At 68.0% G+C, this 23124-nt stretch carries 22 protein-coding genes and 2 pseudogenes; 11 read left to right on the plus strand and 13 right to left on the minus strand.

Annotation, left to right across the window (positions count from 1 at the left end; genetic code table 11):
* Both IE278_RS40045 and IE278_RS40050 read left to right on the plus strand, forming a co-directional pair.
* Positions 1–314 (plus strand): annotated as a pseudogene (locus IE278_RS40045) (hypothetical protein); the annotation flags it as partial.
* Between the two features lie 44 nt (positions 315–358).
* On the plus strand, positions 359–703 hold the full coding sequence (locus tag IE278_RS40050) for a hypothetical protein (protein WP_246571623.1): 345 nt from the start codon (positions 359–361) through the stop codon (positions 701–703).
* Positions 704–1084: 381 nt separating this feature from the next.
* Here IE278_RS40050 and IE278_RS40055 read toward each other — a convergent pair whose 3' ends face one another.
* The 4 genes from IE278_RS40055 to IE278_RS40070 form a co-directional block, all read right to left on the minus strand.
* On the minus strand, positions 1085–1957 hold the full coding sequence (locus IE278_RS40055; protein WP_189779947.1) for an alpha/beta fold hydrolase: 873 nt from the start codon (positions 1955–1957) through the stop codon (positions 1085–1087).
* The gene (locus IE278_RS40060; RefSeq protein ID WP_189779948.1) at positions 1950–2975 is read right to left on the minus strand and encodes an NADP-dependent oxidoreductase; all 1026 of its coding nucleotides are present in this window, start codon (positions 2973–2975) and stop codon (positions 1950–1952) included. Before IE278_RS40060 ends, IE278_RS40055 begins: the two co-directional genes overlap by 8 nt.
* A 144-nt stretch (positions 2976–3119) precedes the next feature.
* On the minus strand, positions 3120–4175 hold the full coding sequence (locus IE278_RS40065; protein ID WP_189779949.1) for an aldo/keto reductase: 1056 nt from the start codon (positions 4173–4175) through the stop codon (positions 3120–3122).
* Positions 4176–4233: 58 nt separating this feature from the next.
* Positions 4234–4926: an SDR family oxidoreductase gene (locus tag IE278_RS40070; protein WP_189779950.1), complete on the minus strand. Its 693-nt coding sequence runs from the start codon at positions 4924–4926 to the stop codon at positions 4234–4236.
* 116 nt (positions 4927–5042) lie between these two features.
* Here IE278_RS40070 and IE278_RS40075 point away from each other — a divergent pair, with 116 nt between their 5' ends.
* A complete protein-coding gene (locus IE278_RS40075; protein ID WP_189779951.1) occupies positions 5043–5603 on the plus strand; it encodes a TetR/AcrR family transcriptional regulator in 561 nt (186 codons plus the stop codon).
* 166 nt (positions 5604–5769) lie between these two features.
* On the opposite strand, the gene IE278_RS40080 is transcribed toward IE278_RS40075, so the two are convergent.
* The gene (locus IE278_RS40080; protein ID WP_189779952.1) at positions 5770–6372 is read right to left on the minus strand and encodes a TetR/AcrR family transcriptional regulator; all 603 of its coding nucleotides are present in this window, start codon (positions 6370–6372) and stop codon (positions 5770–5772) included.
* A 181-nt stretch (positions 6373–6553) separates the two neighbouring features.
* Here IE278_RS40080 and IE278_RS40085 point away from each other — a divergent pair, with 181 nt between their 5' ends.
* The 3 genes from IE278_RS40085 (at position 6554) to IE278_RS40095 (ending at position 10102) form a co-directional block, all read left to right on the plus strand.
* A complete protein-coding gene (locus IE278_RS40085) occupies positions 6554–7639 on the plus strand; it encodes an alkene reductase (protein ID WP_189779953.1) in 1086 nt (361 codons plus the stop codon).
* Between the two features lie 89 nt (positions 7640–7728).
* Positions 7729–9132, plus strand: a complete 1404-nt coding sequence (lpdA, locus tag IE278_RS40090) for a dihydrolipoyl dehydrogenase (protein ID WP_189779954.1) — start codon at positions 7729–7731, stop codon at positions 9130–9132.
* Positions 9133–9190: 58 nt separating this feature from the next.
* Entirely contained in the window at positions 9191–10102 is a 912-nt protein-coding gene (locus IE278_RS40095) for an alpha/beta hydrolase (RefSeq protein WP_189779955.1), read from the plus strand.
* A 108-nt stretch (positions 10103–10210) separates the two neighbouring features.
* Here the strand turns inward: IE278_RS40095 and IE278_RS40100 are convergent, their stop codons facing one another.
* Positions 10211–10702 carry a PaaI family thioesterase gene (locus tag IE278_RS40100; RefSeq protein ID WP_189779956.1) on the minus strand — a complete coding sequence of 164 codons (492 nt, stop codon included), beginning with the start codon at positions 10700–10702 and terminating at the stop codon, positions 10211–10213.
* 101 nt (positions 10703–10803) lie between these two features.
* Between IE278_RS40100 and IE278_RS40105 the strand changes: the two genes are divergently transcribed.
* The 4 genes and pseudogenes from IE278_RS40105 (at position 10804) to IE278_RS40115 (ending at position 14041) form a co-directional block, all read left to right on the plus strand.
* Positions 10804–11277, plus strand: coding sequence for a winged helix-turn-helix transcriptional regulator (locus IE278_RS40105; RefSeq protein WP_189779957.1), 474 nt, complete (start codon positions 10804–10806; stop codon positions 11275–11277).
* Positions 11278–11657: 380 nt separating this feature from the next.
* Positions 11658–11879, plus strand: a pseudogene (locus IE278_RS42765) (hypothetical protein); the annotation flags it as partial.
* A gap of 269 nt (positions 11880–12148) precedes the next feature.
* Positions 12149–12802, plus strand: coding sequence for a hypothetical protein (locus tag IE278_RS40110; RefSeq protein WP_189779958.1), 654 nt, complete (start codon positions 12149–12151; stop codon positions 12800–12802).
* Positions 12803–12862: 60 nt separating this feature from the next.
* Positions 12863–14041, plus strand: coding sequence for a hypothetical protein (locus IE278_RS40115; protein ID WP_189779959.1), 1179 nt, complete (start codon positions 12863–12865; stop codon positions 14039–14041).
* 413 nt (positions 14042–14454) lie between these two features.
* Here the strand turns inward: IE278_RS40115 and IE278_RS40120 are convergent, their stop codons facing one another.
* The 7 genes from IE278_RS40120 to IE278_RS40150 are packed head-to-tail and all read right to left on the minus strand — an operon-like array spanning position 14455 to position 20920.
* The gene (locus tag IE278_RS40120; protein ID WP_189779960.1) at positions 14455–15213 is read right to left on the minus strand and encodes an enoyl-CoA hydratase/isomerase family protein; all 759 of its coding nucleotides are present in this window, start codon (positions 15211–15213) and stop codon (positions 14455–14457) included.
* Entirely contained in the window at positions 15210–16499 is a 1290-nt protein-coding gene (locus IE278_RS40125; protein WP_189779961.1) for a cytochrome P450, read from the minus strand. The genes IE278_RS40120 and IE278_RS40125 overlap by 4 nt, the downstream gene beginning before the upstream one ends.
* Positions 16500–16559: 60 nt before the next feature.
* On the minus strand, positions 16560–17939 hold the full coding sequence (locus tag IE278_RS40130; protein ID WP_189779962.1) for a cytochrome P450 family protein: 1380 nt from the start codon (positions 17937–17939) through the stop codon (positions 16560–16562).
* 8 nt (positions 17940–17947) lie between these two features.
* Positions 17948–18508 carry a GTP-binding protein gene (locus IE278_RS40135; protein ID WP_189779963.1) on the minus strand — a complete coding sequence of 187 codons (561 nt, stop codon included), beginning with the start codon at positions 18506–18508 and terminating at the stop codon, positions 17948–17950.
* 3 nt (positions 18509–18511) lie between these two features.
* Positions 18512–18898 carry a DUF742 domain-containing protein gene (locus IE278_RS40140; RefSeq protein WP_189779964.1) on the minus strand — a complete coding sequence of 129 codons (387 nt, stop codon included), beginning with the start codon at positions 18896–18898 and terminating at the stop codon, positions 18512–18514.
* On the minus strand, positions 18891–19736 hold the full coding sequence (locus tag IE278_RS40145; protein ID WP_246571629.1) for a roadblock/LC7 domain-containing protein: 846 nt from the start codon (positions 19734–19736) through the stop codon (positions 18891–18893). The genes IE278_RS40140 and IE278_RS40145 overlap by 8 nt, the downstream gene beginning before the upstream one ends.
* A complete protein-coding gene (locus IE278_RS40150) occupies positions 19733–20920 on the minus strand; it encodes an ATP-binding protein (protein WP_189779965.1) in 1188 nt (395 codons plus the stop codon). Before IE278_RS40150 ends, IE278_RS40145 begins: the two co-directional genes overlap by 4 nt.
* A gap of 798 nt (positions 20921–21718) precedes the next feature.
* Between IE278_RS40150 and IE278_RS40155 the strand changes: the two genes are divergently transcribed.
* Entirely contained in the window at positions 21719–22414 is a 696-nt protein-coding gene (locus IE278_RS40155; RefSeq protein WP_189779966.1) for a hypothetical protein, read from the plus strand.
* The last annotated feature ends 710 nt before the right edge of the window (positions 22415–23124 follow it).

The following is a 23124-nucleotide window of genomic DNA, read 5'->3' on the forward strand; positions in this document are numbered from 1 at the left end:
CCACATCTCGCGACCGCCTTGACATCGTCAATGGGCCCTTAACTTCGTGGCATTGGTCGATCGATCTGGTCCGCTACCGGTTCTTCGGCAGCGACCTGTTGGGGCTGGAGACCGTGGCGTCCGTGAGCGGCGGGGGGCCGTCAACGCGCCGCGCACGCCGGCAGGCGGTTATTCGGGCGCCGGCCGATGTTCAGGGTGCGTCGATGGTGGAGCTGGCGGGCGCGGTGGACGAGGCGCTGCTCGGGCTCGGGGACGGCGTGAACCGCGTGGAGCGCAAGACGTATCGGGCGTACCAGCGGCTTGTTCTTGCTTAACGGCGGTGTTGCTTACTGGCTGATACCACGACTGAACTGCGCGTTTGCGTGTTGCACTCAGTCAGGTTGCATTGATACTCATCGGCCATCACCTGGCGGAGGAGTTCGAACGCCGGTTGACCGAGCTCCGGAAAACGGGCGTGATTCCGGACCCGCGGGCTGCACAGATCGAGCGCCTCAAGGAACAGGTGTCCGGGCTGAAGGAACGCCTCGCCGCGCGTGACGAGCAGATCGATGGGCTCGCTGACTTCAGGGAGCGGGCTCTCTCACAGATCGCTGCCCAAAGGATGGAGATCGAGCGGCTTCGCGATGTCTTGACCACGTCGTCGAATGTTCGTGCTCTGCCCAACAGTTCAGGGACGAACACACCGTACGGATCGTGTAGCTGAGCGCAATCATATGCAGGGGACGGCTGCCTGTCCGATGTATGCCGGGCAACCGCCTCCGGTGTGCTCTGGGAATCTACTCGTCTGCACGAGGACGCGCGCTGCCGCCTACCGCGTCCAGGTCGTCACCAGCCGCCTCTCCTGGCTCCAACGCCGCAGGAAGTCGTTGATTTGGCCGAGCCGTTTGCTGCTGTCGGGTGGCTCTGCAGGTGACAACTGACCCCCGCCGAAGGCGAGACCTGACTTCACCACCTACGGCTTAAGGCTGGGCGTAGAGGCTGGTCCGATCCTGGGCCGTCGCCTCGAAGCGCGGTCGTACAGACCCGCCCCGGCCCGGCGGGGGCGAGGTCTGCCGGGGCGAGGGTGCGGGCGGAGGAGCCGATGTCAGCTGTCGGTGTCGAGGTGGGCTCGCACGGCGTCGGCGAACTCGTCGACGTGTTGGAAGACACCGCCGTGCCCGGCCCCTGGGTAGATGATCAGCGTGCTGCCGGGAATGCGGGCGTGCATGTCGCGGGACAGCTCGCTGGGGACCATGCGGTCGTGGTCGCCGTTGGCGATGAGCGTCGGGGCACTGATGCGGGAGAGGTCCTGCGGCTCAGCCTGGCCCCAGCCCCTGATGGTGGTGATCTGGCGGTGGAAGGACGACAGTGTGATGGGGGTGTCACGATCCATGACGCGCTCGCGCAAGCGCGCGAGGTAGGCATTGGCTGCGGCCTTGCCCGCTGGAGTGCGGGGAAAGAACAGGAACTCCTTGGCATCGGTGCGGGCGATCGCGGCGCGGGCCATGTCCCAGTAGACGTAGGCTCCTCCGGTCGGACGGTCGATTCCGGCTCCCCCGGCGGGGCCGGTTCCGGCCAGGACGAGGCGGCGCACGAGTCCCGGCGCATCGAGGGCCACCTGCTGAGCGACGAAGCCGCCGAGCGAGAATCCGAGCAGGTCTATCTGGGTCAGGCCGAGGGCGGCTACGAATCCCTCCGCCGCACGCGCCATCGCGGCGATGGTGCCCGGGATACGGCCGGTGGATCCGCCGACCCCGGGGAGGTCGAGCGCGACGATGCGGCGGTCGCGGGCGAGCGCGTCGACAAATCGGGGATCCCACTCGTCGAGCGTGGCGCCCAGGTGAGTGAGCAGGACCAGCGGGACGCCGTTCTGGGGGCCGAGGTCGCGGTAGACGAGCGTGTTCGAACCTACGACGATGCGGCGGTTGGGCGCCGTGGCCCACGTGGTCGGGCGGGGAAGGGCGTTGGACTCAGCCACGGGTGGTCACCGCCTTCGGGTCGGTGGTGACCAGGACCTTGCCGCGTGTGCCGCCGGCGAGCGCCTCGTTGAGAGCCCGCGGGGTCTGGTCGAATGGGAGCACCCGGTCGATGATCGGGCGCAGCACCCCGTCGTCGACCAGCCCGGCTACCTGGCGCAGCGCGGCGCTGTCGGGTGTGATGAACAGGAAGCGGTAGGTGACCCCGAGTGCGCGTGCCCGGCGTCGGGTACGGGCACTGAGGGCCCGGATGGTGAGCCGGACGACGGGGTTGACGCCGACGCGCCGTGCGAAGGCCGGGTCGGGTGGGCCCGTGATGCCGATGACGGTGCCGCCTGGGCGCACAACGCCGAGGGAAGCCTGCAGCGTGGCTCCGCCCTGGGTGTCGAGGACGAGGTCGACGGGCGTGCCGGCGAGGCTCTGCGCGAGGTCGTCGTGGCGGTAGTCGATGACGATGTCGGCACCGAGCTCTCGGGCGGCTGCGATGTTCGCCGTAGAGACGGTGGTGGCGACGGTGCAGCCCAGGTGCTTGGCGAGCTGGATCGCGACCGATCCCACGCCACCGGTCCCGCCGTGGATGAGGACGGTCTGGCCCTTTGTCACCTTGCCCATTTCGACGAGGGCCTGCCAGGCCGTGAGCGCGACGACGGGGAGCCCCGCTGCCTCGACCAGGCTTACCGACCGGGGCGCGGGTGTGATCGTGGCGGCGTCGACCGCGACGAACTCGGACAAGGTGCCGGTGGCCGCCGAGTCGACATAGCCGTACACGTGGTCGCCCACGGCGATGTCGCGTACCGCGGAGCCGGCCTCGACGACCTCGCCGGAGAGCTCACTGCCCATGACTTTGGGCAGCCGGAACGGGAAGATGGCCTTGAACTCGCCGGAGCGGACCCGCTCGTCGGCGTGGTTGACGCCCGACGCGACCATGCGCACGAGCACCTCATGGGGGGCGGGGACCGGTACGGGCATCTCGACCTGACGCAAGGGGGAGCCGTACTTCTCGACGACGAAGGCTTTCACGGGGCACTCCTAGCAAAGTGTTTCTGGGGGATCGGGTATTTCGGCGGCGGGGGCATCCCGGATGGCCGCCGTACCTCTCGAACCAGTTTGTGTCGTTTTACTGGCTACGGCGCGGGCGCATTGTGCCCTGAGCCGCATTCACCCTCAGGCCACCGGCACGACCGGGGCAGTGATCCGGCCGGCGGCACCTCCCTGGAGGCGATCCAGGGAAGCGGCGATCCCGTCGTGGGGCGCGCCGAGCGGTACCGCGCTGACCTCGGTCAGGCGGGTGTACTGCGCGTCGGTCAGCTGGACGTCGAGGGTGCCGAGGTAGCTGTCGAGCTGGGAGAGGCTGCGCGGGCCGATGATCGGGACGAGGGTGGCCGTGGAGCGTGCGGCGCGCTCGCGCACCCAGGCCACCGCCACCTGGGCGGGCGTCACGCCGGTCTCCTCGGCGATGGCCAGGACGGTGTCGACGACGGCGGTCTTCTGGCCAGTGCTCTCGGTGTGGATGACCATGCCCAGGTCGCTCAGGCGCCCTTCGGCGGAGCTGCGGTATTTGCCGGTGAGCAGTCCGCCGCCGAGCGGGGACCACAGGGCGGCACCCAGGCCGAGGCTCTCGGCCATCGGCAGCAGCTCACGGTCGGCGGTGCGCTCGACGAGGCTGTACTCATGCTGGATGCCGATGATCGGGGCCTGGTTCCTCAGATCGGCGAGGGTCACCGCGCGCGAGACGCGCCAGGCGGGGAAGTTGGACAGCGCGGCGTGGTGGATCTTGCCAGCGCTTACCAGGTCGTCCAGCCCGCGCAGGAGCTCCTCCATCGGAGTGAGCTGGTCGGGGAAGTGCACCCACAGCAGGTCGATGTAGTCGGTTCCCAGGCGCTTCAGGCTGGCCTCTACGGAGGCGACCAGGTTCTTGCGGCTGTTGCCGGTCCTGGAGATGTCGGGCTGCGGGGCGGCGCCGAGGGCGAACTTCGTGGCCAGGACGAAGTGGTCGCGGTCGGCGGAGATCAGCTTTCCGGTCAGTTCCTCCGACTCGCCGAACTGGTAGCCGTCCGCGCTGTCGAGGAAGGGTCCGCCGGCTTCGGCGAACCGGTCGAAGATCCGGCGTGCCTCGTCCGGCTCGGCTCCGGCGCCCCAGCCGGTGCCGAAGTTCGCGGTGCCGAGCGCGTACTCGGACACGCGCAGTCCGGTCCGGTGGCCGAAGGTCGTATAACGCATGAGACGTCCTCGCGTGAGGGGTGGGAAGGCGGTCGCGTCGGGGCGGAGGGGATGAGCGTCAGCCCGCGTTCGGCTGGAGTGCGGCGGACAGGCTCTGCTTGACGTACCGGCTGGTCTCGTCGGCGAGGATCTCGGGCAGGCCGTTCTCGATGCCGTCAAGGGCCTGGGCCGCGACGCCGGCGGCGGCGACCTTCTGATCGGCGGGCACGCCGGCGGCCATGTCGGTGTCCATGTAGCCGACGTGCAGCGCCGAGACGGTGATCCCGCGCGGTGCCAGCTCCTCACGGGTCGCGTCGCTCAGTGCCCAGGCGGCGGCCTTGGAGGCCGCGTAGGAGCCGAGGCCTGCCGGGTGGAACCAGGACAGGGCGGACAGGACGTTGAGTACGGCGCCGCCGCCGTTGCCTTCGATGACGGGGGCGAAAGCGCGGGTCGCGGCGAGCGGGCCGAAGAAGTTGGTCTCCATCTCGCGACGTACCTCGTCCAGGCCGCCTCCGACCAGCGTCGCGCCGCTGGAGACGCCCGCGTTGTTGATCAGCAGGGTCGCATCCGACGCGATGCGGGCGGACTCCCGTATCGACGCCTCGTCCGTGACGTCCAGCCGCAGTGGGATGACGCCCGGCACGTCGATCGTCTCGGGGCGTCGGGCCGCGCCGTACACCTTTGCGCCACGCTCGACGAGCTGGGCTGCGAGATGCCGCCCGAGCCCCCGGTTGGCGCCGGTGACGACCGCGACCGCGTTCTTCAGTTCCATGCTCACTCCTGGTCCTGGCGGGCACCGGTCGGCACCCGCAGTAAATTAGATTATGTGTACAATCTAAACACGGGTCTACGATAGATGCCAGTCGACATCCAAAACGGGAGGTGGCCATGGGTCGCGTATCGCAGGCGCAGGCGGAGGAAAATCGCAGGCGGGTGGTGGACACCGCATCCCGGCTGTTCCGGGAGCAGGGCACGCAGGTCAGCGTCGCCGACCTGATGAAGGCGGCCGGTCTGACCCACGGCGCCTTCTACAAGCAGTTCGCCTCCAAGGAGGCGCTCGTCGACGAGGCCACAGCCCATGCCTTCGCCGAGCTCGCCCGGCGCTACACCGAGGGACTTGAGCGGTATGAAGGGCGGCGCGACGCCGCCCAGCAGGTGCTGATCGACACCTACCTCTCCGTCGAGCACCGCGACGGCCCGGCGGATGGGTGTCCGGTCGCAGCCCTCGCCTCCGACATCGCGCGCGAAGGCGGGGGGCGCGAGGCCCGTCGCGTCTACACCGAGGGTGTGGCCGGCTTCGCCGATTTCCTCGCCACCGACGACCAGGACGGCATCGTCCGCCTCTGCACCCTGTTCGGAGCGCTGGTCCTGTCCCGGGCCACCAACGGCTCCCCGCTCTCCGGAGAGATCCTCACCGCCGCGCGCGCAGCCTTGACCGAAGCGGTCTGATCGAGGGCGCGGTGCGGGTGTACGTCGACCGCACGCGTGGGCGCCGAGGGGTCCGCGGCCGGGCGGAGGCGTTGAGGGAAGGCCGCCAGCGCCTGGCGCACCGACCCCACGTGCGCGAGTCGGTTCCGGGCCGCATGCCCGTGAAGTGTCGGCTGCGCAGCCGACGTCAACGTGGCAGCAGGACTGTGATCTGCTCCCGGGTATCGCGCACGATCTCATCGGCGCTCGCGGCAACGTTCACGCTGGCCGCCATCGCGAGGAACATGACGGCGGACACGACGCGCGCCGTCGTCGCCGCGTGTGCCTCGCTGGCCTTGGTGTCCCGGCGCAGCACGGCGGCCACGGCCTTCTCGGTCCGCCCGGTGATGGTGAGGGCCTCGCGGTGGTGGGGTTCGGCGGGGTCGCCGAAGACCATCTCGCGCAGGTAGACGCGCCCGTTGTCGACCTGGGTCCGGTTGCATTCGACGACCGGCCGGACGATCGCCATCACAGCGTCCAGCGTGTCCGGGATGCTCTCGGCGTCCGCCCGGCCTCGTTCGAGAGCTTCGGCGTAGAGGGAGTTCTGGACGAGCAGGAGGAGCTCGCCCTTGGTCTTGGCGTAGAGGAAGAGCGTGCCGGTGCCGATGTCGGCCTTGTCGGCGATCTGCTGGGTGGTGACCTCGTCGATACCGCGTTCGGCGAACAGCTCGTGGGCCGCGGCGGTGATGCGGTCGAGCTTGAGCTGCTTGTTCCGCTCGCGCCGACCAACCGGCTGGGAAGCGCCTGGCATGCGGGACAACCTTTCGGGGAATTTATCCTGACTGCACTCAGTTATGAGTATAGTCGTTACTGATGGGAATCAGATTCAGCTTTCCCGTCATCGTCCCACGGCGACACGCGCCTGGTCCCTCTTGATCCACAGCGGACACCGGCGACCGATCCAACGCTCGACCTCAAGGACCACGTATCCCATGAGCACGTCTTCCTCCCTCTGGCAGCCCTTCAAGCTCGGCCGTGTCGAGCTCCCGCACCGCCTCGCCATGGCACCGCTGACCCGCAGCCGGGCCAACGCCGACGGCACGCCCGGCCCGCTTGCAGCCACCTACTACGGTCAGCGCGCCTCCCTCGGGCTGATCATCACCGAGGGCACGCAGCCCTCGGCCGACGGACAGGGCTACCCGAACACGCCGGGCATCCACACTCCCGAACAGACCGCAGGCTGGCGCGAGGTCGCCGACGCCGTGCACGCGGGCGGCGGAACACTGTTCATCCAGCTGATGCACGTCGGGCGCATGTCCCACCCGGACAACACCCCGCACCACCGCCAGCCGGTCGCCCCCTCCGCGCTCTCCGCCGACCAGGACATGTTCACCGCGACCGGCCAGAAGAAGACCCCGGTCCCGCGCGAGCTGAGCATCCAGGACATCCAGGCCACCGTCGCGGACTTCCGGCACGCCGCCGCCTCCGCGATAGCCGCCGGCGCGGACGGGGTGGAGATCCACGGCGCCAACGGCTACCTTCTGCACCAGTTCCTCTCCCCGAACGCCAACCACCGCACCGACACCTACGGCGGCTCCATCGACAACCGCTCCCGCCTCGTCGTCGAGGTCGCCCGGGCGGTGGCCGCGGAGATCGGCGCGGACCGGGTCGGCATCCGCCTTTCCCCCTCCATGCCGCTGGGCGGGATCGACGAGGGCGACACCGAAACGGTGCGCGCCCAGTACCGCCACCTGGTCGGTGAGCTGGCGCTCCTGAACCTCGCCTACCTGCACGTCCACCACGTCGGCGACGACGAACTGCTGTGCTCCTTCCGCGAGGCGTGGCCGACCGCCCTGCTCGTGGTCCGCTACGGCCGCACCCGCGAGCAGATCGCCGACGACATCGACGCAGGGCTCGCCGACATCGCCCCACTGGGCCGCTTCGCGCTCGCCAACCCCGACATCGTCGAGCGTCTGCGCACCGGTGCCCCGCTCAACGAGATCGACCCGGCAACCCTGTACGGCGGCGGCGAGGCCGGATACACCGACTACCCGACCCTCGCCGGGACGCAAGCCTGACCCCTACCCGTGAACCGTCCTGCCGGGCGCCCCGGCGCGCCCGGCAGGACGATGGACACCTCGGACAGCGAAAGCAGGAAGGATCCTCCGTGAGTAGCACGCACTTCGACGTCGTCGTCCTCGGCGCGGGACCCGGCGGGTACGTCGCCGCGATCCGCGCCGCCCAGCTGGGCAAGAGTGTCGCCGTCATCGAGAAGCAGTACTGGGGAGGCGTCTGCCTGAACGTCGGCTGCATCCCCTCCAAAGCGCTGCTGCGCAACGCCGAACTCGCCCACATCTTCCACCACCAGGCCAAGCAGTTCGGCATCTCGGGTGACGTGAGCTTCGACTACGGCACCGCCTACGACCGCAGCCGCCAGGTCGCCGACGGCCGGGTCAAAGGCGTGCACTTCCTCATGAAGAAGAACGCCATCACCGAGATCGACGGCCACGGCACCTTCACCGACGCCCACACCATCGACGTCGCCCTCACCGCCGGCGGCACGCAGAGCGTCACCTTCGACGACGCCATCATCGCCACCGGCTCCACCGTGAAGCTGCTGCCCGGCGTCGAACTCAGCGAGAACGTCGTCACCTACGAGACGCAGATCCTCCAGCGCGAGCTGCCCGCCTCCATCGTCGTCGTCGGCGCCGGGGCAATCGGCATGGAGTTCGCCTACGTACTGCGCAACTACGGCGTCGAGGTCACGATCCTCGAATTCCTCGACCGCGCCCTGCCCAACGAGGACGCCGAGGTGTCCAAGGAGATCACCCGCCAGTACAAGAAACTCGGCGTCACCCTCCTGACCTCCACCAAGGTCGAGACCGTCAAGGACGAGGGAACCTCCGTCACCGTCACCTACACCACGGCCGACGGCACACAGACGGAGATCCGTACTGACAAGGTCCTCATGTCCGTCGGCTTTGCACCGCGCACCGCCGGATACGGCCTGGAGAACACAGGCGTCACTCTCACCGACCGGGGCGCCATCGCCATCGACGAACACATGCGGACCTCAACGCCGCACCTGTACGCGATCGGCGACGTCACCGCCAAGCTCCAACTCGCCCATGTCGCCGAGGCGCAGGGCGTCGTCGCCGCCGAGACCCTCGCCGGGGCCGAGACCATGCCGCTGGGCGACTACCGGATGATGCCGCGCGCGACCTTCAGCCAGCCGCAGGTCGCCTCGTTCGGGCTCACCGAGCAGCAGGCCCGCGACGAAGGCCACGAGGTGCTCGTCGCCAAGTTCCCCTTCACCGCCAACGGCAAGGCCCACGGCCTCGGCGAACCGGGCGGCTTCGTGAAGCTCGTCGCCGACGCCGCACACGGCGAGCTCCTCGGTGGACACATGGTCGGCGCGGACGTCGCGGAACTTCTCCCCGAGCTCACTCTCGCGCAGAAGTGGGACCTGACCGCCACCGAACTCGCCCGCAACGTCCACACCCACCCCACCCTCGGCGAAGCGCTCCAGGAAGCGTTCCACGGCCTCACCGGACACATGATCAACCTCTGACTCCGAGGCGGCCGGCCGATCAGTCGGCCTCCATCCGATCCACGCAAGGAGTACCACCATGGCAATCAGCCGACAGCAGCACGAGTTCGCGGAGTTCCAGGCCCGCACGAGCGCGAAGTCGGGCGTACCCGGCCTCGACCTCGCCGTGGTCCGCGACATCATCGACTCCTACCAGCGCGCCTCGACCGAACCCGAAGGCGTCAGCTACGCCGAGGTCGACGCGGGCGGCGTCCCCGCCCTGTGGGCCATCCCCGAGGGCGCCGACCCCGACAAGGCGCTGCTCCACTTCCACTTCGGCGGATCCGTCACCGCCTCCATGTACTCCGACCGCAAGGCGGCCGGTCACATCGCCAAGGCCGCCGGCGCGCGCTCACTGGTCGTGGACTTCCGCCTGGCCCCCGAGCACCCCTACCCCGCACAGCTCGACGACGCCGAGACCGCCTACCGCTGGCTGCTCTCCCAGGGTTACGAGCCGAAGAACATCGGCAGCACCGGCCACTCCATCGGCGGCACCCTCGCCGTGATGCTCCCGCTGCGCCTTATCGCGAAGGGTGAGGCAACCCCGGGCGCGATCGTCAGCGTCTCACCGTGGACCGACCTCACCATCCAGAACCCTTCGGTCGACGCGAACGAAGACAACGACAAGATGCTCAGCAGGGCCACACTCGAACTCTTCCGGTCAGCCTGGCTCCAGGACCCCGCCGTGGACTTCACCGACCCGCAGATCAGCCTCGTGAACGCCGACCTGACCGGCCTGCCGCCCACCACCGTCCACTACGGCGAGTACGAGACCCTCGCCGACGACGGCGCCGCGCTCGGCCGCCGCCTCGCCGAATACAAGATCACCTCCGAGGTCCACCCGCTGCCCGAAGGCCAGCACTCCTTCATCCTCAGCGCCGGACGCGTACCCGAGACCGACCAGGCCATCCAGCAGATGGGCCAGTGGCTGCGCCAGCACCTCGGCGCCTGAACCCAGCAACCGAGCACGCCCGAAAGACCGCCGCCACAGCGGGACACCGCGATGCCGGCGACCGGTTCAACGGTCGCCGGCATCGCGGTGCCTCGCTGTCTCAGAACGTCACGCGGGCACCGGGAAGAGCAGGCAGCTACTGGTGGCGTGCGCGAGCAGGCGGTCCGTCGCGTCGACCAACTGGGCCTGGGCGAGCGCGGTTCGGCGACCAGCATTGAGCACCGTGCCGACGGCGCGCACCCGGCCCGTGTCCACGGTGACCGGCCGCAGGAACTTCACCGTCAGATCGAGCGACGTGTAAGCCATCCCCTGCGGAAGCGTGGACTGGACGGCGCAGCCTGCCGCGGAGTCGAGCAGCGTGGCGAACACGCCGCCGTGCATGCTCCCGATCGGGTTGTAGTGCTCCTCGCCCGGCACCAGGGAGAAGACAGCCCTGCCGTGCTCCACCTCGTCCAGGGCGAAGTCGAGCGTCCGGCCGACGGGCGCCGCGGCAAGCCGCCCCGCCTGTACCTCGCGCAGAAAGTCGAGACCTGCCATGCCCGCAGCGGCCTGCGCCGGGATCGCCGGATCGTCCCAGCTGTACGTACGTGTTCGCCCCACAGCCCAGCGCCTTCCTTCTGATCTTCTGACTTTCCTAAGTGAAGCTAGCTGCGCCCTCATCTGACTGTCAACGGCGAAGCCAGGGGCTCTACGATGACTGGATGGAGTGGCTTGAGGTGAGCACGGAGAACTGCCCCATCCAGCGCGCATTGGATGTGGTCGGGGAGAAATGGACCCTGCTGATCCTGCGCGACGCCGTCAACGGGGTGCGCCGCTTCGACGACTTCCACCGTCACATCGGCCTCTCGGAGGCCGTCCTCAGCGATCGCCTACGGAAGCTGACCTCAGCCGGCGTGCTGAAGGCTGTCGCCTACCGGAAGCCAGGCCACCGCTCCCGTAATGAGTACCACCTGACCCGTAAAGGATGGGACCTGTGGCCCGTCCTCGTGGCGCTCAGCCAGTGGGGCGAGACCCACGCCGTCGACCCCGAGAGCCCGGGCCCCGTCCTGAACGTGACCCACACCGACTGCGGCGCCCCGGCCCACGTCACCGTCCAGTGCTCCGCGGAGCACACCCCCCTGACTTCCAAGGACGTCACCGTCCGACTGGGGTCAGGCGCGCGACGTCTCTCGTAGGCCATTAGCCCCGGGCGGGCAGCCGGGCGATGGCGGAGTGCCCTGGTGCTCGAGATGCCGGCCGCTTTCAAGAGGGTGATCGCGACGGCAAGTTCGCCGAACGGGCGACCGCGCTTCCGGAGGCGCCTGCGAAACCTGCCGCACCTCCTGACACCAGACAACGCATTAGCGGGCAGCACCGAAACCAACCGCCCGGGCGCCTCACGCCCCGTAGAGTTCTCCTCGGTCGCCGAGTTCGGCGAGTTCGGCGAGACATGATGTTCGCCACACCCGCAGCGGGGAATCGGACACCGTGCTCCGTCATAGCGCGACACGCGCCACAGGCTCGGCTGTAGCTCAAAGCGACACGACCTGCGAGGGACACGGTCTCTGCGAAAACAAAGCGGCTGCGGAACTTCGCGTGTGTCTGCCCGCCGCAGAAGAGCAAGCTCCTGGTCTACCTGAAGGCTGATCCCGGGCTCGTCGACCTCGTTCCGGGATTCACTCGGGACGTGTCCGGGCTGGGGCATCACGGAACGGGTGATCTGGAGGTGCAGTTGCGCACACCGAGGGACGTGGAGCGGGCGCAGGAGCTGTTTCGATCGAGCTACGCGGCAGCGTGACTGCGTCACGGCGTCTTGGCTGTGAGCATCGAGTGTCGCGGGCTGCTCATGTCAACGGGCGGGCAGTTCACGTGGCGATGGAACATCAATAATGCGTGGGTCTCTGCGCGGAGCGACAGGCACAGCCTGTCACCGCAGGGGAAGATCGGGGAGTGTGAGCCGCCGTTGTACCAGCACCTTCAGGCGCCCGACCGAGCGCCCATATCCGTCACGGCATCGATGCGCCTCGTTCGTGAAGGCGCCCAAGTGACGGGAGGACTGCGCGGCTTATGACGCACACCGGCGCACCATCCGCACGCCGTGCCAGCCGCGCCCGCGTCGCCGAGACGGCTTCCCGCGTCGGCCAGGCCGTGGGCGAGATCCGCTCCTGGAAACGCGAGAAACGCGAAGCCTTGCGCTTCTTCCGCAAGGACCTGAGCCTCAAGCCGGGTGCAACTATCCAGGACGTCCTGGACGCCGTGGGGGAACTGCGCGGCCACAGGATCGAGCCCATCGACCTGCCCTTCCTGCCCCCTCGCGTCAGCGGCGTATGCGTGCTGGGCCAAGAGAAGGACTACATCGGCCTCAGTGACCCGCTCAGCCCGCTGCAGCAGGCGCGCGTCACACTGCACGAGGTCTGCCACCTCTACCCCTTCCGCGGGGGGCACCCCACGACTTCCCCGGGCAGCCAGCCCCTCACGGTCCACAGCCACTTTGAGGGCATGACGCTTGAGTCCCTGCGCGCACAGATGGAAGTCCTCCCGGAGCGGATCCGCGAAGAGATCCTGAGCGGGCCGGCGATGCTGCGCGCGGGCTATCCGACCGACGAGGAACGCAGGTGCGAGAGGACGGCCCGGGTGCTACTGCCCCTGCTCAATCTCGACAAGACCAGTGAGCGCACCGGTTCCCTCATCGCAGGGTTCGCCCACCGCCGATCCATCTGATGACGATGATTCAGCTCATCACAGTCGTCAACCTGATCATCGCCGTGTCGACGATCGGCCTTGGTCTGGTCAAAGCCTGGGCGGGGCGCGACGCACGCGAGTGGACGCTGGGCCTCACCGCGTGCGTCGGTACTCATCTGCGCGGGACTGATCTTCCTGTTCGCGACCCCGGTCATCTACCGGCTGGTCGGCGACCTGCTGCGCTCGCCCAACATCTGCGCTCTGCTCGTGCCGGTGACCACGTTGGTATGCGTCGCGCACGCCCACTTGATGATCCAACTCTGGCAGCCGGAGAAGAGAGGGTTGGCGGTACTGCGTCGCACAGGATGGCGCTGGGGACCCGTATACGCGGGCGCCATCGCCCTCATGACCGGGCTGTACTTCCACGCCGAACTGGGACCGGCGACCCCCCTGCACTTCGCTTCCGCCTACGCCGACGTACCCGAAGTCATCGCCCTGCACCTCGTCTACTGGGCCGCCCTGAGCATCACCGTTGTGACGACAGTTCGCGAGTGCCGCGCACTGTCGATCCCCGGGCGCCCGGACCTCGTGGAGAACTTGAAGAAGGCCCTCGCATGGTTCGTCCTGGCTCTCGCCTTCGACCTCGTGAACGTCGCGATCACCGCCGCCACCATCATCGGCTCCACCGGTCCGCGGCGCTTGGACGGACTCAACGAAGCCGCGTGGCTGGCCACGATCGCATCGTCCATCTCCGCCAACATCGCCCTGGCCTCCCAGATGCTGCGCTCGCGCCGAGTGGAGCGCCAGGACATGGCCACGCTCCAACCTCTGCATGACCTGGTCATCGACGACGAAGACGACCCCTGGGTGGTACTTGCGCCAAGATGGACCTGGGCCGGTTTCCTCAACCACCGCGACCTTGACGACATGATCGCGGAGATCGGCGACGGCATGGGCCAGCTCAGCCCCTGGTGGAGCCCCATCCCCTCTGCAGCTCTCAATAAGCTCGTCCCGAGCTGCAGCAACAAGGACCTGGGCGACGACTGGGACCTGACGGCCGCCCAAGTCGCGGCCACGATGCTCCACGCGGCCCGATCCCACAGCGTATCCCTTAGGGAGTTCCCGCCGCCGCTCCGCCTAGCCAGACTGCCGGGCACGAACATCGAGCCCACCGCGGAGCGCCACCACTTCGTGCGAGTGGCCCAGCACCTGACGCACCCCTTGGTCGTCGATGCGGCTGCCATCGCCGATCGGGCACAGGCCACGAGCGCCCCATAGGCATCAGGTTTCGGTCATGGTTGCGCCGCCGCGTGTCCACCAATCTTGCCCAGGAAGGGTCTCGTGCATGTCCACCGACCCGGAAGGCCCCGTTCGACGCTGCCGATGCACCAGAGCATTGCGCTGATGAGGATCTTGGCCATCGGCGACGCGCTGCGCAGGGCCGGGAAGTTCATCGCTCACCCCAGATCGCGGCGCTCCCGGTAGCTCCACCGCTTCGGTCACCGGGTCCCCTGTAGGCGACGGGGACCCAGGGCTTCGGCGTAGTCGGCGGGCGTCCGTTTCGTGATCACTTGAGCCCGAGTAGGGCGAGCGGGCGGTCGGGGCTTCACCCAAGGCCGGGTAGTTTGGTTTGCCGATCATGTGCCTGTGCGACCAAGCACATGATCGGAGTGAGTCAGGCCGTAGCAGAACTACTTGAGTGTGTGGCTCAGCAGGTGGGAGTCGAGGAGGGAAACGTCTACTCGGCTGGTCTGTGCGTAGCCGGCCAGCATGCGCTTGGTCAGGACGAGGGTTTCGGGCGAGCGTCGGGCGAGTGGTCTCGTCCACGCGTCGACGGTGCGGTCCAGTTGGTCGTGGGGAACCACTTTGTGGAGCAGGCCGATCCGGTGGGCGGTAGCGGCGTCGAAGACCTCGCAGGTGAGCGCGAGTTCGCGGATCGGTGCGACGCCGACCTCGGATATCAGCCGTCCCAGGGCGCCTCCCCAGGCGGGCGGGAGGCCCAGTGCGACTTCGGGCATGCGGAAGCGGCAGGTGTCCGAGCCCGCCCGCAGGTCGCAGAACGCGGCGAGGGCGAGTCCGGCTCCGATGACCTTGCCGTGGAGCCGGGCGATGGTGATGGCGTGGGTGTTCTCCAGGGCGTGGCACAGGCGGTGGGCCTTGTCCACGGCCTGTCGCAGGGCGCCGCCGGTCGGGTCGGCGGCGACGGCGTTCAGGTACTCGCTGCGGTCCGCCCCGGTGCAGAAGTCCTGTCCGAGGGAGGACAGGACCAGGACGCGGATGTCGGGCCGTTCGTGTAGACCGGCCAGCAGGGCGATGAGGTCGTCGATTGCGGCGCTGCTGAGGACGTCGTCCTGCCGGGTGGGGTTGAGGCGGACCCGTAGGACGGGTCCGTCCTGCTCGGTGTCGATGGCGGAGGGGCGGACGGAGGGGGGCGGGAGTATGTGGTTCATGCGAGGGCGACGTCCAGGTTCAGCAGACGCCTGAAGGCCACTCTGGGTGCTCTGGGTGGGCGTCGGGCCAGGGTGAGGCGGGGCAGGCGTCCGACGAGTTGGCGGAGGAGGGTGTGGGCTTCGAGCCGGGCGAGCGGGGCGCCGAGGCAGTAGTGGATGCCGCCGCTGAAGGCGAGGTGCTGGAAGGCTTTGCGGTGCGGGTCGAACCGGTCGGGATCGGCGTGCCTGGCCGGGTCGCGGTGAGCGGCGCCCACCATGAGGTGGACCATGTCGTCTGCGTGGACTTCGACACCGTCCAGCAGGCCGTCCCGTGCGGCGATTCGGCTGATCACGTGGGTCGGCGGGTCGTAACGTAGTGTCTCCTCCACGAAGGCGGGTATCAGGTCGGGGCGGGCTGCCAACAGGTCCCAGCGGGCGGGGTCCTCGACGAGGAGGAGCGTCATGGTCGACAACAGCGTCGACGTGGTCTCCAGGGCTGCCAGCAGGACGAAGAGAACCAGGAAGTAGACCGCTTCATCTGCTTTGTCCTGATCGGGGTCCATGGTGTCCCAGGTCGCGATCCAGCGTGACACGGGGTCGTCGCCCGGATGCCCGCGCCGGTCACGGATGAGGTCCATGAAGTAGGACCGCAGTTCGGCCATGGCCACGTCCGACCGGGCCAACTGACTGGCGGACGGAAGCAGTTCCTGGGTGAAGACCTGCTCATGGGTCAGTTCACGCAGCCGTGGCCAGTCGGCGGACGGCAGGGAGAGCCAGGCGCCGATGGTGGCGATCGGCAGTTCCTCGCTCACCAGGGCGGCGAAGTCCGTATGTTCTTCGCCACCCATGAGGCGCTCGGCCACGGTGTCGAGGAAGCCATCGGTGAGCCGGCTGACAGTCCGGCCCATCTGCTGGATGGCCGTCCGGTCGAATCCGCCGGCAGCCCGCCGCACCCTGGTGTGCTCCGGAGGGTTGAGAGCGGGCATCGTGCTGCCTATCTCACGCGAGGACGGAGCACTCCAGCGGGTGCGGGGGCCCTGCCGGTCGCGCCAGTTCTTGTCCGGCTCCAGCCACTCGCTGCTGCGCAGTACGCGGTCGCAGGCGTCGAAGCTGGTGACGAGAAAGCCGCCCCAGGGAGCGGGGCGGACTCCGCCCTTGGACCGTAGTTCCGTGTAGAGGGGGAAGGGGTCAGCCTGCCCTTCCGCCGTCCGCAGACGGGAGAAGAGGGAGACGGTGGCGCGGCGGTCGGACGACGACGTCGTGAGGCTGCCCACGGTGGCGGCTCCTTTCTGAGCAACAGCCGCCATACGTACCCGTGAGGTTATTGAAGCATCCAATAACACTGTGTCCTCATAGGGTTACTTACGTCACTCGCCCCTGGTCCACGCCAGGAACCGACTGAAAAGGCCGGATTTGGGCTTGAGTGCGGAGTGTGTCGCCGACTGCTGGTACGAGACGACGGAGTGCTGCGCGGCGGTCGCGGGCGTCGGCGAGGCGTCCTGAGACCGGGTGGGTTCCGCAGCGGTGTGGGTCACGCTGCGCGGGGTGAACCGGATCGGGACGCTCACCAGGGACCGGCTCCACGGCGCGGGCACCCACGAGAGATCCTGGAAGCGGACACGCGTCCCGACGTCGGGCAGCTGGTTGAGGAGCGACTCGACGGCGGTGACGGCGATCATGAATGCCGGGTCCTTGGCGGGGCAGGCGTGCGGTCCGGCACCGAAGGCGAGGTGGGCCTTGCCGCTGAGCTGCTCGCGGTGCTCGGTCAGCTTCGGGTCGGTGTTGGCTGCCGCGAAGGAGATGACTACCGGGTCGTTGGCGCGCAGGATCCGGCCGCCCAGGTCGACGTCGTGGGTGGGGTAGTGGGCCGCGTAGTTGGCGATCGGCGCGTAGTTCCACAGGGTCTGGACGACGGCGTCCTCGACGGGGAGGCCGGCCGGCCAGTCCTCGCTGAGGTACAGCGCGCTGCTGGTGCCGATGGCCGCCGACAGGGGTGCGGTGCCGCCGGAGAGCAGGGTCACGAGCTGGTGCAGCACCTCCTCGTCGGTGAGGCCTGCGGTGTGCTGCATGAGCCGGGTCGTGACATCGTTGCCGGGCCGGCGGTGCTTGAGGGCGATCAGTTCGCCGAGTGCGCCGCCCAGGACCTGGTCGGCGCCGGGGGTGCCTTCGAAGATGCCGCTGATGCCCGCGATGACGCGGTCGCCGATCTCGGGCGGGCAGCCGAACAGGTCGCTGAAGACGAGCAGTGGCAGCGGCTGGGCGTAGTCGCTCATCAGATCTGCCTGGCCGCGCACGTCCGAGGAGAACTGGCTGATCAGGTAGTCGGCGGACTGCTGTGTCTGCCGCACGAGCTGGAGTTCGTCGATGCTGGCCAGGCTGTCGGTGACGGCCTGGCGGAGCCGGGCGTGGGCGGCGCCGTCGCTGAAGAGGGCGTTGGGGCGGTAGCCCATCATGGGCAGGGCCGGGCTGTCCTCGGGGATGCGGCCCTCGTTCAGCGCGTTCCAGCGACGTGAGTCGCGGACGAAGGAGGCGGGGTTCTGCAGGATGTACAGGGCCGCGTCGTAGCTGGTGACCAGTTCGACCTCGACGTCGGGGGCGATGTCGACGGGGGCGCTGGGGCCGAGCGAGCGCAGGTGGTCGTAGTGGCGCTCGGGGTCGGAGCCGAACTCGGGGCCGAACAGCTGGGTGTTGCCGTGTGCGGGGCACCCGGGCGGCGGTGTCGGGTGGGAGTTGATCTGGTGTTGCATGCCGGCTCCTAGCCGAGTATGGACATGAGGTGCTGCACGAGGGTGATGAGGGACTGTGCCGAGGACGTCTGGTCGCGCACGTCGCAGTGCACGATCGGGGTGTCCTCGGCGAGGTTGAGCGCCTCGCGGACTTCGTCGAGGGGGTACTCGGTGGTCCCCTCGAAGTGGTTGACACCGATGGTGTACGTCAGGCCGAAGCGCTCGACCAGGTCCAGGACGGGGAAGCTGTCGTGCAGCCGCGTGGGGTCGACCAGGACAAGGGCGCCGAGTGCGCCCCGTGACAGTGCTTCCCACATCTCCTTGAAGCGTTCCTGTCCGGGGGTTCCGAAGAGGTAGAGCACAAGGGTGTCGCTGAGGGTGAGACGGCCGAAGTCCATGGCCACGGTGGTGGTCGTCTTGTTCGGTGTCCCTGACAGATCGTCGAAGCCCTCGCTGGCTTCGGTGATCTCCTCCTCGGTCTGCAGCGGTTCGATCTCGGAGATGCTGCTGATCAGGGTGGTCTTCCCGACCCCGAAATGACCCACGACGAGGATCTTGACCGAGTTGGAGGTCTCTGGATTCAGATACACGGCTTACGCTCCGAATTTGGTTCTGAGGCCATCCAGCACGGCGCTGAGGAGTTCCCGTTCGGCTCGTTCGACTCGGGGAATGGGCTTGCGTACGAGAATGAGGCCGTCCTCCTCCAGCTGCGCCAGCAGGATCCGTACGATGCCCAGGGGCAGGTGGGTGTGGCCCGAGACCTCTGCCACCGACAGGAAGCCGTCGGCGATCAGATCCATGACCTTGCGTGCCTCGGGGGACAGGGCGCGCGTGGCCGCGGACGAGCCGCTGTCGTGCGCCATCACCAACGCGGTGTGCTCGTACTCGTGATCCGAGGGGAGACCGCGTCCGTTCGTGATCACGAAGAGGGGGACTAAGGGGGAGGTGAGTTCCAGTTCCTCGTCCGTTCCGTCAGACATGGTCGGTCTCCTCTCCCCAGCCCTCGGGCGCCAGGATCCCGGGCACGGCGTCGCACAGGCGCGTCGTGAACTCTTCGATGTCACAATCGTGTTCGGCGGCCGCGGCGAGGAAGCCGTCGTCCCCGGCGGCGATGAGGAAGATCCAGCCGTGCTGGTACTCGATGACGGTCTGCTGCCATTCGGTGTCCTGGGAGCCGCCCGCGAAATCGGCCGCCGCACGGCTGTAGGCGTGGATGCCGGTCATGGCCGCTGCCATGGTGTCCGCGAGATCTTTGCCTATCGCCGAGGTCGCCCCGCGCGGCAGACCGTCGGCGCCGAGCAGCAGCGCGTGCAGGGCGCCGTCCACCTCGGCGACGACCCGGTCCAGTTCCTTGAGTACGAAGTTCGAACCGCCGGCCCCGTTGCGTGGCAGGCGCGCGGCGTCGCTCGTACGGGAGGGGTCCTCGAGACCGGCCCGCGGGGGTGACGTCAGGTTGTTGCCCAGCCGGGCGACCAGGCGGTTCATTCGGAACGACAGCTGCTGCAGGTCGACGTCGGGCTCCGCGGCGGCGGCCAGATAGGCGCCCTGTCCCGCCCCGATGAGGAACACCCAGCCGTGGGAGAACTCGATGACCGTCTGGTTCCACTGTTGTTCCTGCGCCACACCGACGAAGTGCGCGGTGGCCCGGCTCAGCGACTGCATCCCCGACATGGCGGCCGAGATCGTCTTCACGTCCCTCTCGGTGAGAGCGTCCGTGGCCCCACGCGGCAGGCCGTCCGCTGACAGCACGACGGCGTGCCGGGCCCCGGGGACGTTGTCCACGATGTCCTTGACCATCCATGACATGTCTGTGGTCATGCGTCCTCGGTCCCTTCGGACGACGGGGCCTCGGCAGCACGGCCCGACATGGTGCCCCGCTGGATGGCGGCCAGGCCACCAACCCCGCGGGCCTTCTTGAACGGGCGGGTGTTCCCGCCGGTGGAACTCCCGGTGTCAGTGACGCTCGCCGTGGGGGACTGACGCTCGCCCCGCTTCGGCAGACCATGCACCGTGCGGCTCTCGGGTTCGTCTTCCCTGGTCGGTATGTGCCGGATCCTGCGCACCGGGGCTTCCTGAGCGGGGGCCTGCGGAGTCTCTTCCATGGTCCACAGCTCCTCGGGCAGCAGGACGACGGCCCGGACGCCGCCGTACCGGGACACTCCGGTGACGTCCACCTTGAACCCGTACTGACGCGCGATCAGGCCGACCACGGGGAGGCCGAACTTGGGCTGGGCGCCGAGCTGGGACAGGCGAGGGGCGGCGTTGCCGGACAGCAACACGGTCGCCTTTTGCCGGTCCTCGTCGTTCATGCCGACGCCGGCGTCATCGATCACGATGCACAGGTTCTTCTGCACGCGCTGAAACGTGACCTCGATGGGCGCGTCGTGCTGTGAGAAACTCGCAGCGTTGTCGAGCAACTCGGCGACGGCCAGGGCGACGGGCGAGACGGCGGACGCCTTCAGCGCGATCCCGCTCTGCTGCATGATCTGGACACGGTTGAAGTTACGGATCTGGCCCTGGGCGTTGCGCACCACGTCGAAGACGCTGGCGGGCTGGCTGCGGCGGCTGAGGGGCGCACCGCACATGACCGCGATGCCCTGGGCCTTGCGGGCCATCTGAGCCGTGGCATGGTTGACGTCCAGCAGGTCGGACAGGACTGCATGCCCGCCGTGCTTGCGCTGAATGCCGTCCAAGAGCGTGGTCTGCTCGGCGGCGAGGCTCTGCAGGAAGCGCACTGCCCCCTTGAGGACCGCCTTGGTGCTCTCCTCCGCCGTCCGCTCGGCGTCCCGCAGGGCGTCGTCCTGCTCGGCACGGAACTTCTGCAAGTCGCTCAGAGCGGCTGAGAGCCTGCTCTCGGCTTCGGCGAGCCTCTGCGCCGACTCAGTCTCGAACTGCCGTCTTCTGGCTCCCAGAGCTCTGTTGCGGGCGACGAGTGCTACGACTGCGGCGACGGCTATCACCGCCACAGCACCGAGGCACCATATAAGCACGTCTCGATTCATCGATACCTTTCCCGGGGCGCGACATGCAGACATCGCCGGAACGCGCCTCAGAAGGATCCGCAGCGCACACCTTGGGAACTGCATGAGCGCTACTACGAAGAGCAGGCTGACCTCGGATCACCACAAAGTTGATCAAGGCCGCAGACGCCGCGATGCTATCACCGAGGACCATCGCTCCAGAGCGCCCCCTCCGCCCTGAAATGACAGCAACATCCGCTGCAGCGCGGCTCGTTGCATGCGGTTCCGGCCACCGCACGGCCCTCTCTGCGGCTTGAACACGACACAGCTCGCGATCTCTTCAACGAACTTTCACAGAGGCACAGAAGATGCTCACCAAACCGTAGGAGCCGCCGAAGGCGGCAGTCGTACTCGTGCAAAGTCAGCGCTCCGATCAGCCTGCGAAGTCACCGACGCTGGGCCGCGGGTAACACCCGACTTGCATACACAAACAGAGGCAAGCCGAGAGGCGTCGTCGACAACGCAACATCCAGATAGCCTGTGAGTGCACGCCATCTCAGCCAAGGATGCGGACGCCGTTGAGAGGCCAACTGCACTGCATGCAGGGGGCGAGTTCAGAGCTAGGGGGAGACAACACTGACGCACCGTCCCGGCCACCACGATCAGGCTGCGCGCAACTGGGACACCCAACTCCAGCGCGACCTGACCCACGCCCGCAGAGAACTGTTCGACGCTGAAGCAAACATCGCCGCTCTCCTGTACGCGTCATCGCCCCTGGACACCGCGCCCCACCGCACTGAACTATTGAAACTCTTCCGGACTCTCACTGCCGTCGACCGTATGAACCTGCGCCGCAGACCTGAAGTCATAGCAGCCAGGAAAAGCCTGGAGAGCGATGCGGGCGAGCCCCTCAAACTCCTCTGCGACCTCGCCAACGCCTTGGTCTGCGACCTCGCCCATAACCTCGACATCGCCCGCGACTTGGACCTGATCGGCGACCTTCTCCGCTCGATCGACTTCGCCCATGCCCGGGCCCGCGCTCATGCCAGTGACTTGATCTGCGGCTCCATCCACGACGGCAACCTCGTCCAGGCCGGCAAGCGTGCCAATACACTCGCCCGCAACCTCACGCGCGACATCGTCCGGACCCGCTCCCTTGGCCTTGCCCGCGCGCGTGAACTCACCTGTGTACGCCGCTGCGCCCGTGACCGTTCACGCGACCTCGCTCGCGTGCTGGCCTTCAGTAATGACCTCGATCAGCGTCATATCGTCGAAATTCGGACCGCTGAACTTGGGCGGGTCATCACTCGGCTCCTCCGCCGAGAACCGCTCCAACTCGACCGGGATGCATTGCAGACGCTGTTGGACGACTTCACCACCGCTGACATGAGCTATGCCCATTTGGCTGGCGTAGACCTTGCCGGCGTCCAGTGGTCAGAACACACCACACGATGGCCATCCACCATTGACCCCGAAGAACTCAAGACCCGCTCCGCCGAAACACAGCTCGACAGTGGAACGTGGACCGTCAGGTGAGCCGCACGCGGCCAACGACGCAAGGTCTTATGTCACACCGGCAGGGTCCGCAGTGGATGGCATCGACGAGGTAACCGAGTTCGCCCAGATGGTCGACTAACTACCCGGTCCGACAACCAGTGCCCAGCACCCGGCTATTGGCCGGAGCGAACGTTCTCTGCCAGCAGAACTGTCTCGGTCTGGCCGACCCGGCGAGAACCCGGTCCTGCGCGTAGTTCTGGTCACACTCGTCCCGGCGGACATGAGCCCGGCAACTGCGGTCGGCTGTAGAACGCCAGCCTCCTCGATTCGGGTGACCATGACCTCCCGCGCTGAAACCGAATCCTGGACGATGCGTGGCGACGCGCGTGCCGGGGGGATGCTCCAGGCGCGCCGGACCTCTCGTGAGGTCCGGCGCGCGGTCCTGTGCCGGGGTCGACGGCTCCCCGGGGCATGTCCCGCTGGGTGGTGTAGTCAGGGCAGCTGTTTCGGTTCCGGTTCTGCGGTGATCTGTGGTTCGCGTTCGGTTGGCTTGGTGGTGGAGAGGTCGACCGTGGAGGCTTCGGAGAGGTCGTGGCGGGCGAACGCCTGCCTCAGACTGGGACAAGGCCATTGCGTGCTCCTCCGGTTGAACTGCCCGTTCATCAGGGTGGCTATGAGCGTGAGTTGGGGCTCTGGTCCACTTCGTGTGGAGCAAGCACGTTCAGTAATCGCTTGGGGGGCACTGCCCA

Source organism: Streptomyces tauricus, assembly GCF_014650955.1.
In the GTDB taxonomy this organism is placed as follows: Bacteria; Actinomycetota; Actinomycetes; order Streptomycetales; family Streptomycetaceae; genus Streptomyces; species Streptomyces tauricus.

Bases quoted from the DNA above. Each gene is read 5' to 3' on its own strand.
- IE278_RS40110 (WP_189779958.1), top strand. From the start codon at position 12,149: ATGACGCACACCGGCGCACCATCCGCACGCCGTGCCAGCCGCGCCCGC.
- IE278_RS40095 (WP_189779955.1), top strand. From the start codon at position 9,191: ATGGCAATCAGCCGACAGCAGCACGAGTTCGCGGAGTTCCAGGCCCGC.
- IE278_RS40120 (WP_189779960.1), bottom strand. From the start codon at position 15,213: ATGAACCACATACTCCCGCCCCCCTCCGTCCGCCCCTCCGCCATCGAC.
- IE278_RS40125 (WP_189779961.1), bottom strand. From the start codon at position 16,499: ATGGCGGCTGTTGCTCAGAAAGGAGCCGCCACCGTGGGCAGCCTCACG.
- IE278_RS40065 (WP_189779949.1), bottom strand. From the start codon at position 4,175: ATGCGTTATACGACCTTCGGCCACCGGACCGGACTGCGCGTGTCCGAG.
- IE278_RS40155 (WP_189779966.1), top strand. From the start codon at position 21,719: ATGAACCTGCGCCGCAGACCTGAAGTCATAGCAGCCAGGAAAAGCCTG.
- IE278_RS40150 (WP_189779965.1), bottom strand. From the start codon at position 20,920: ATGAATCGAGACGTGCTTATATGGTGCCTCGGTGCTGTGGCGGTGATA.
- IE278_RS40075 (WP_189779951.1), top strand. From the start codon at position 5,043: ATGGGTCGCGTATCGCAGGCGCAGGCGGAGGAAAATCGCAGGCGGGTG.
- IE278_RS40140 (WP_189779964.1), bottom strand. From the start codon at position 18,898: ATGTCTGACGGAACGGACGAGGAACTGGAACTCACCTCCCCCTTAGTC.
- IE278_RS40145 (WP_246571629.1), bottom strand. From the start codon at position 19,736: ATGACCACAGACATGTCATGGATGGTCAAGGACATCGTGGACAACGTC.
- IE278_RS40070 (WP_189779950.1), bottom strand. From the start codon at position 4,926: ATGGAACTGAAGAACGCGGTCGCGGTCGTCACCGGCGCCAACCGGGGG.
- IE278_RS40130 (WP_189779962.1), bottom strand. From the start codon at position 17,939: ATGCAACACCAGATCAACTCCCACCCGACACCGCCGCCCGGGTGCCCC.
- IE278_RS40085 (WP_189779953.1), top strand. From the start codon at position 6,554: ATGAGCACGTCTTCCTCCCTCTGGCAGCCCTTCAAGCTCGGCCGTGTC.
- IE278_RS40105 (WP_189779957.1), top strand. From the start codon at position 10,804: ATGGAGTGGCTTGAGGTGAGCACGGAGAACTGCCCCATCCAGCGCGCA.
- IE278_RS40080 (WP_189779952.1), bottom strand. From the start codon at position 6,372: ATGCCAGGCGCTTCCCAGCCGGTTGGTCGGCGCGAGCGGAACAAGCAG.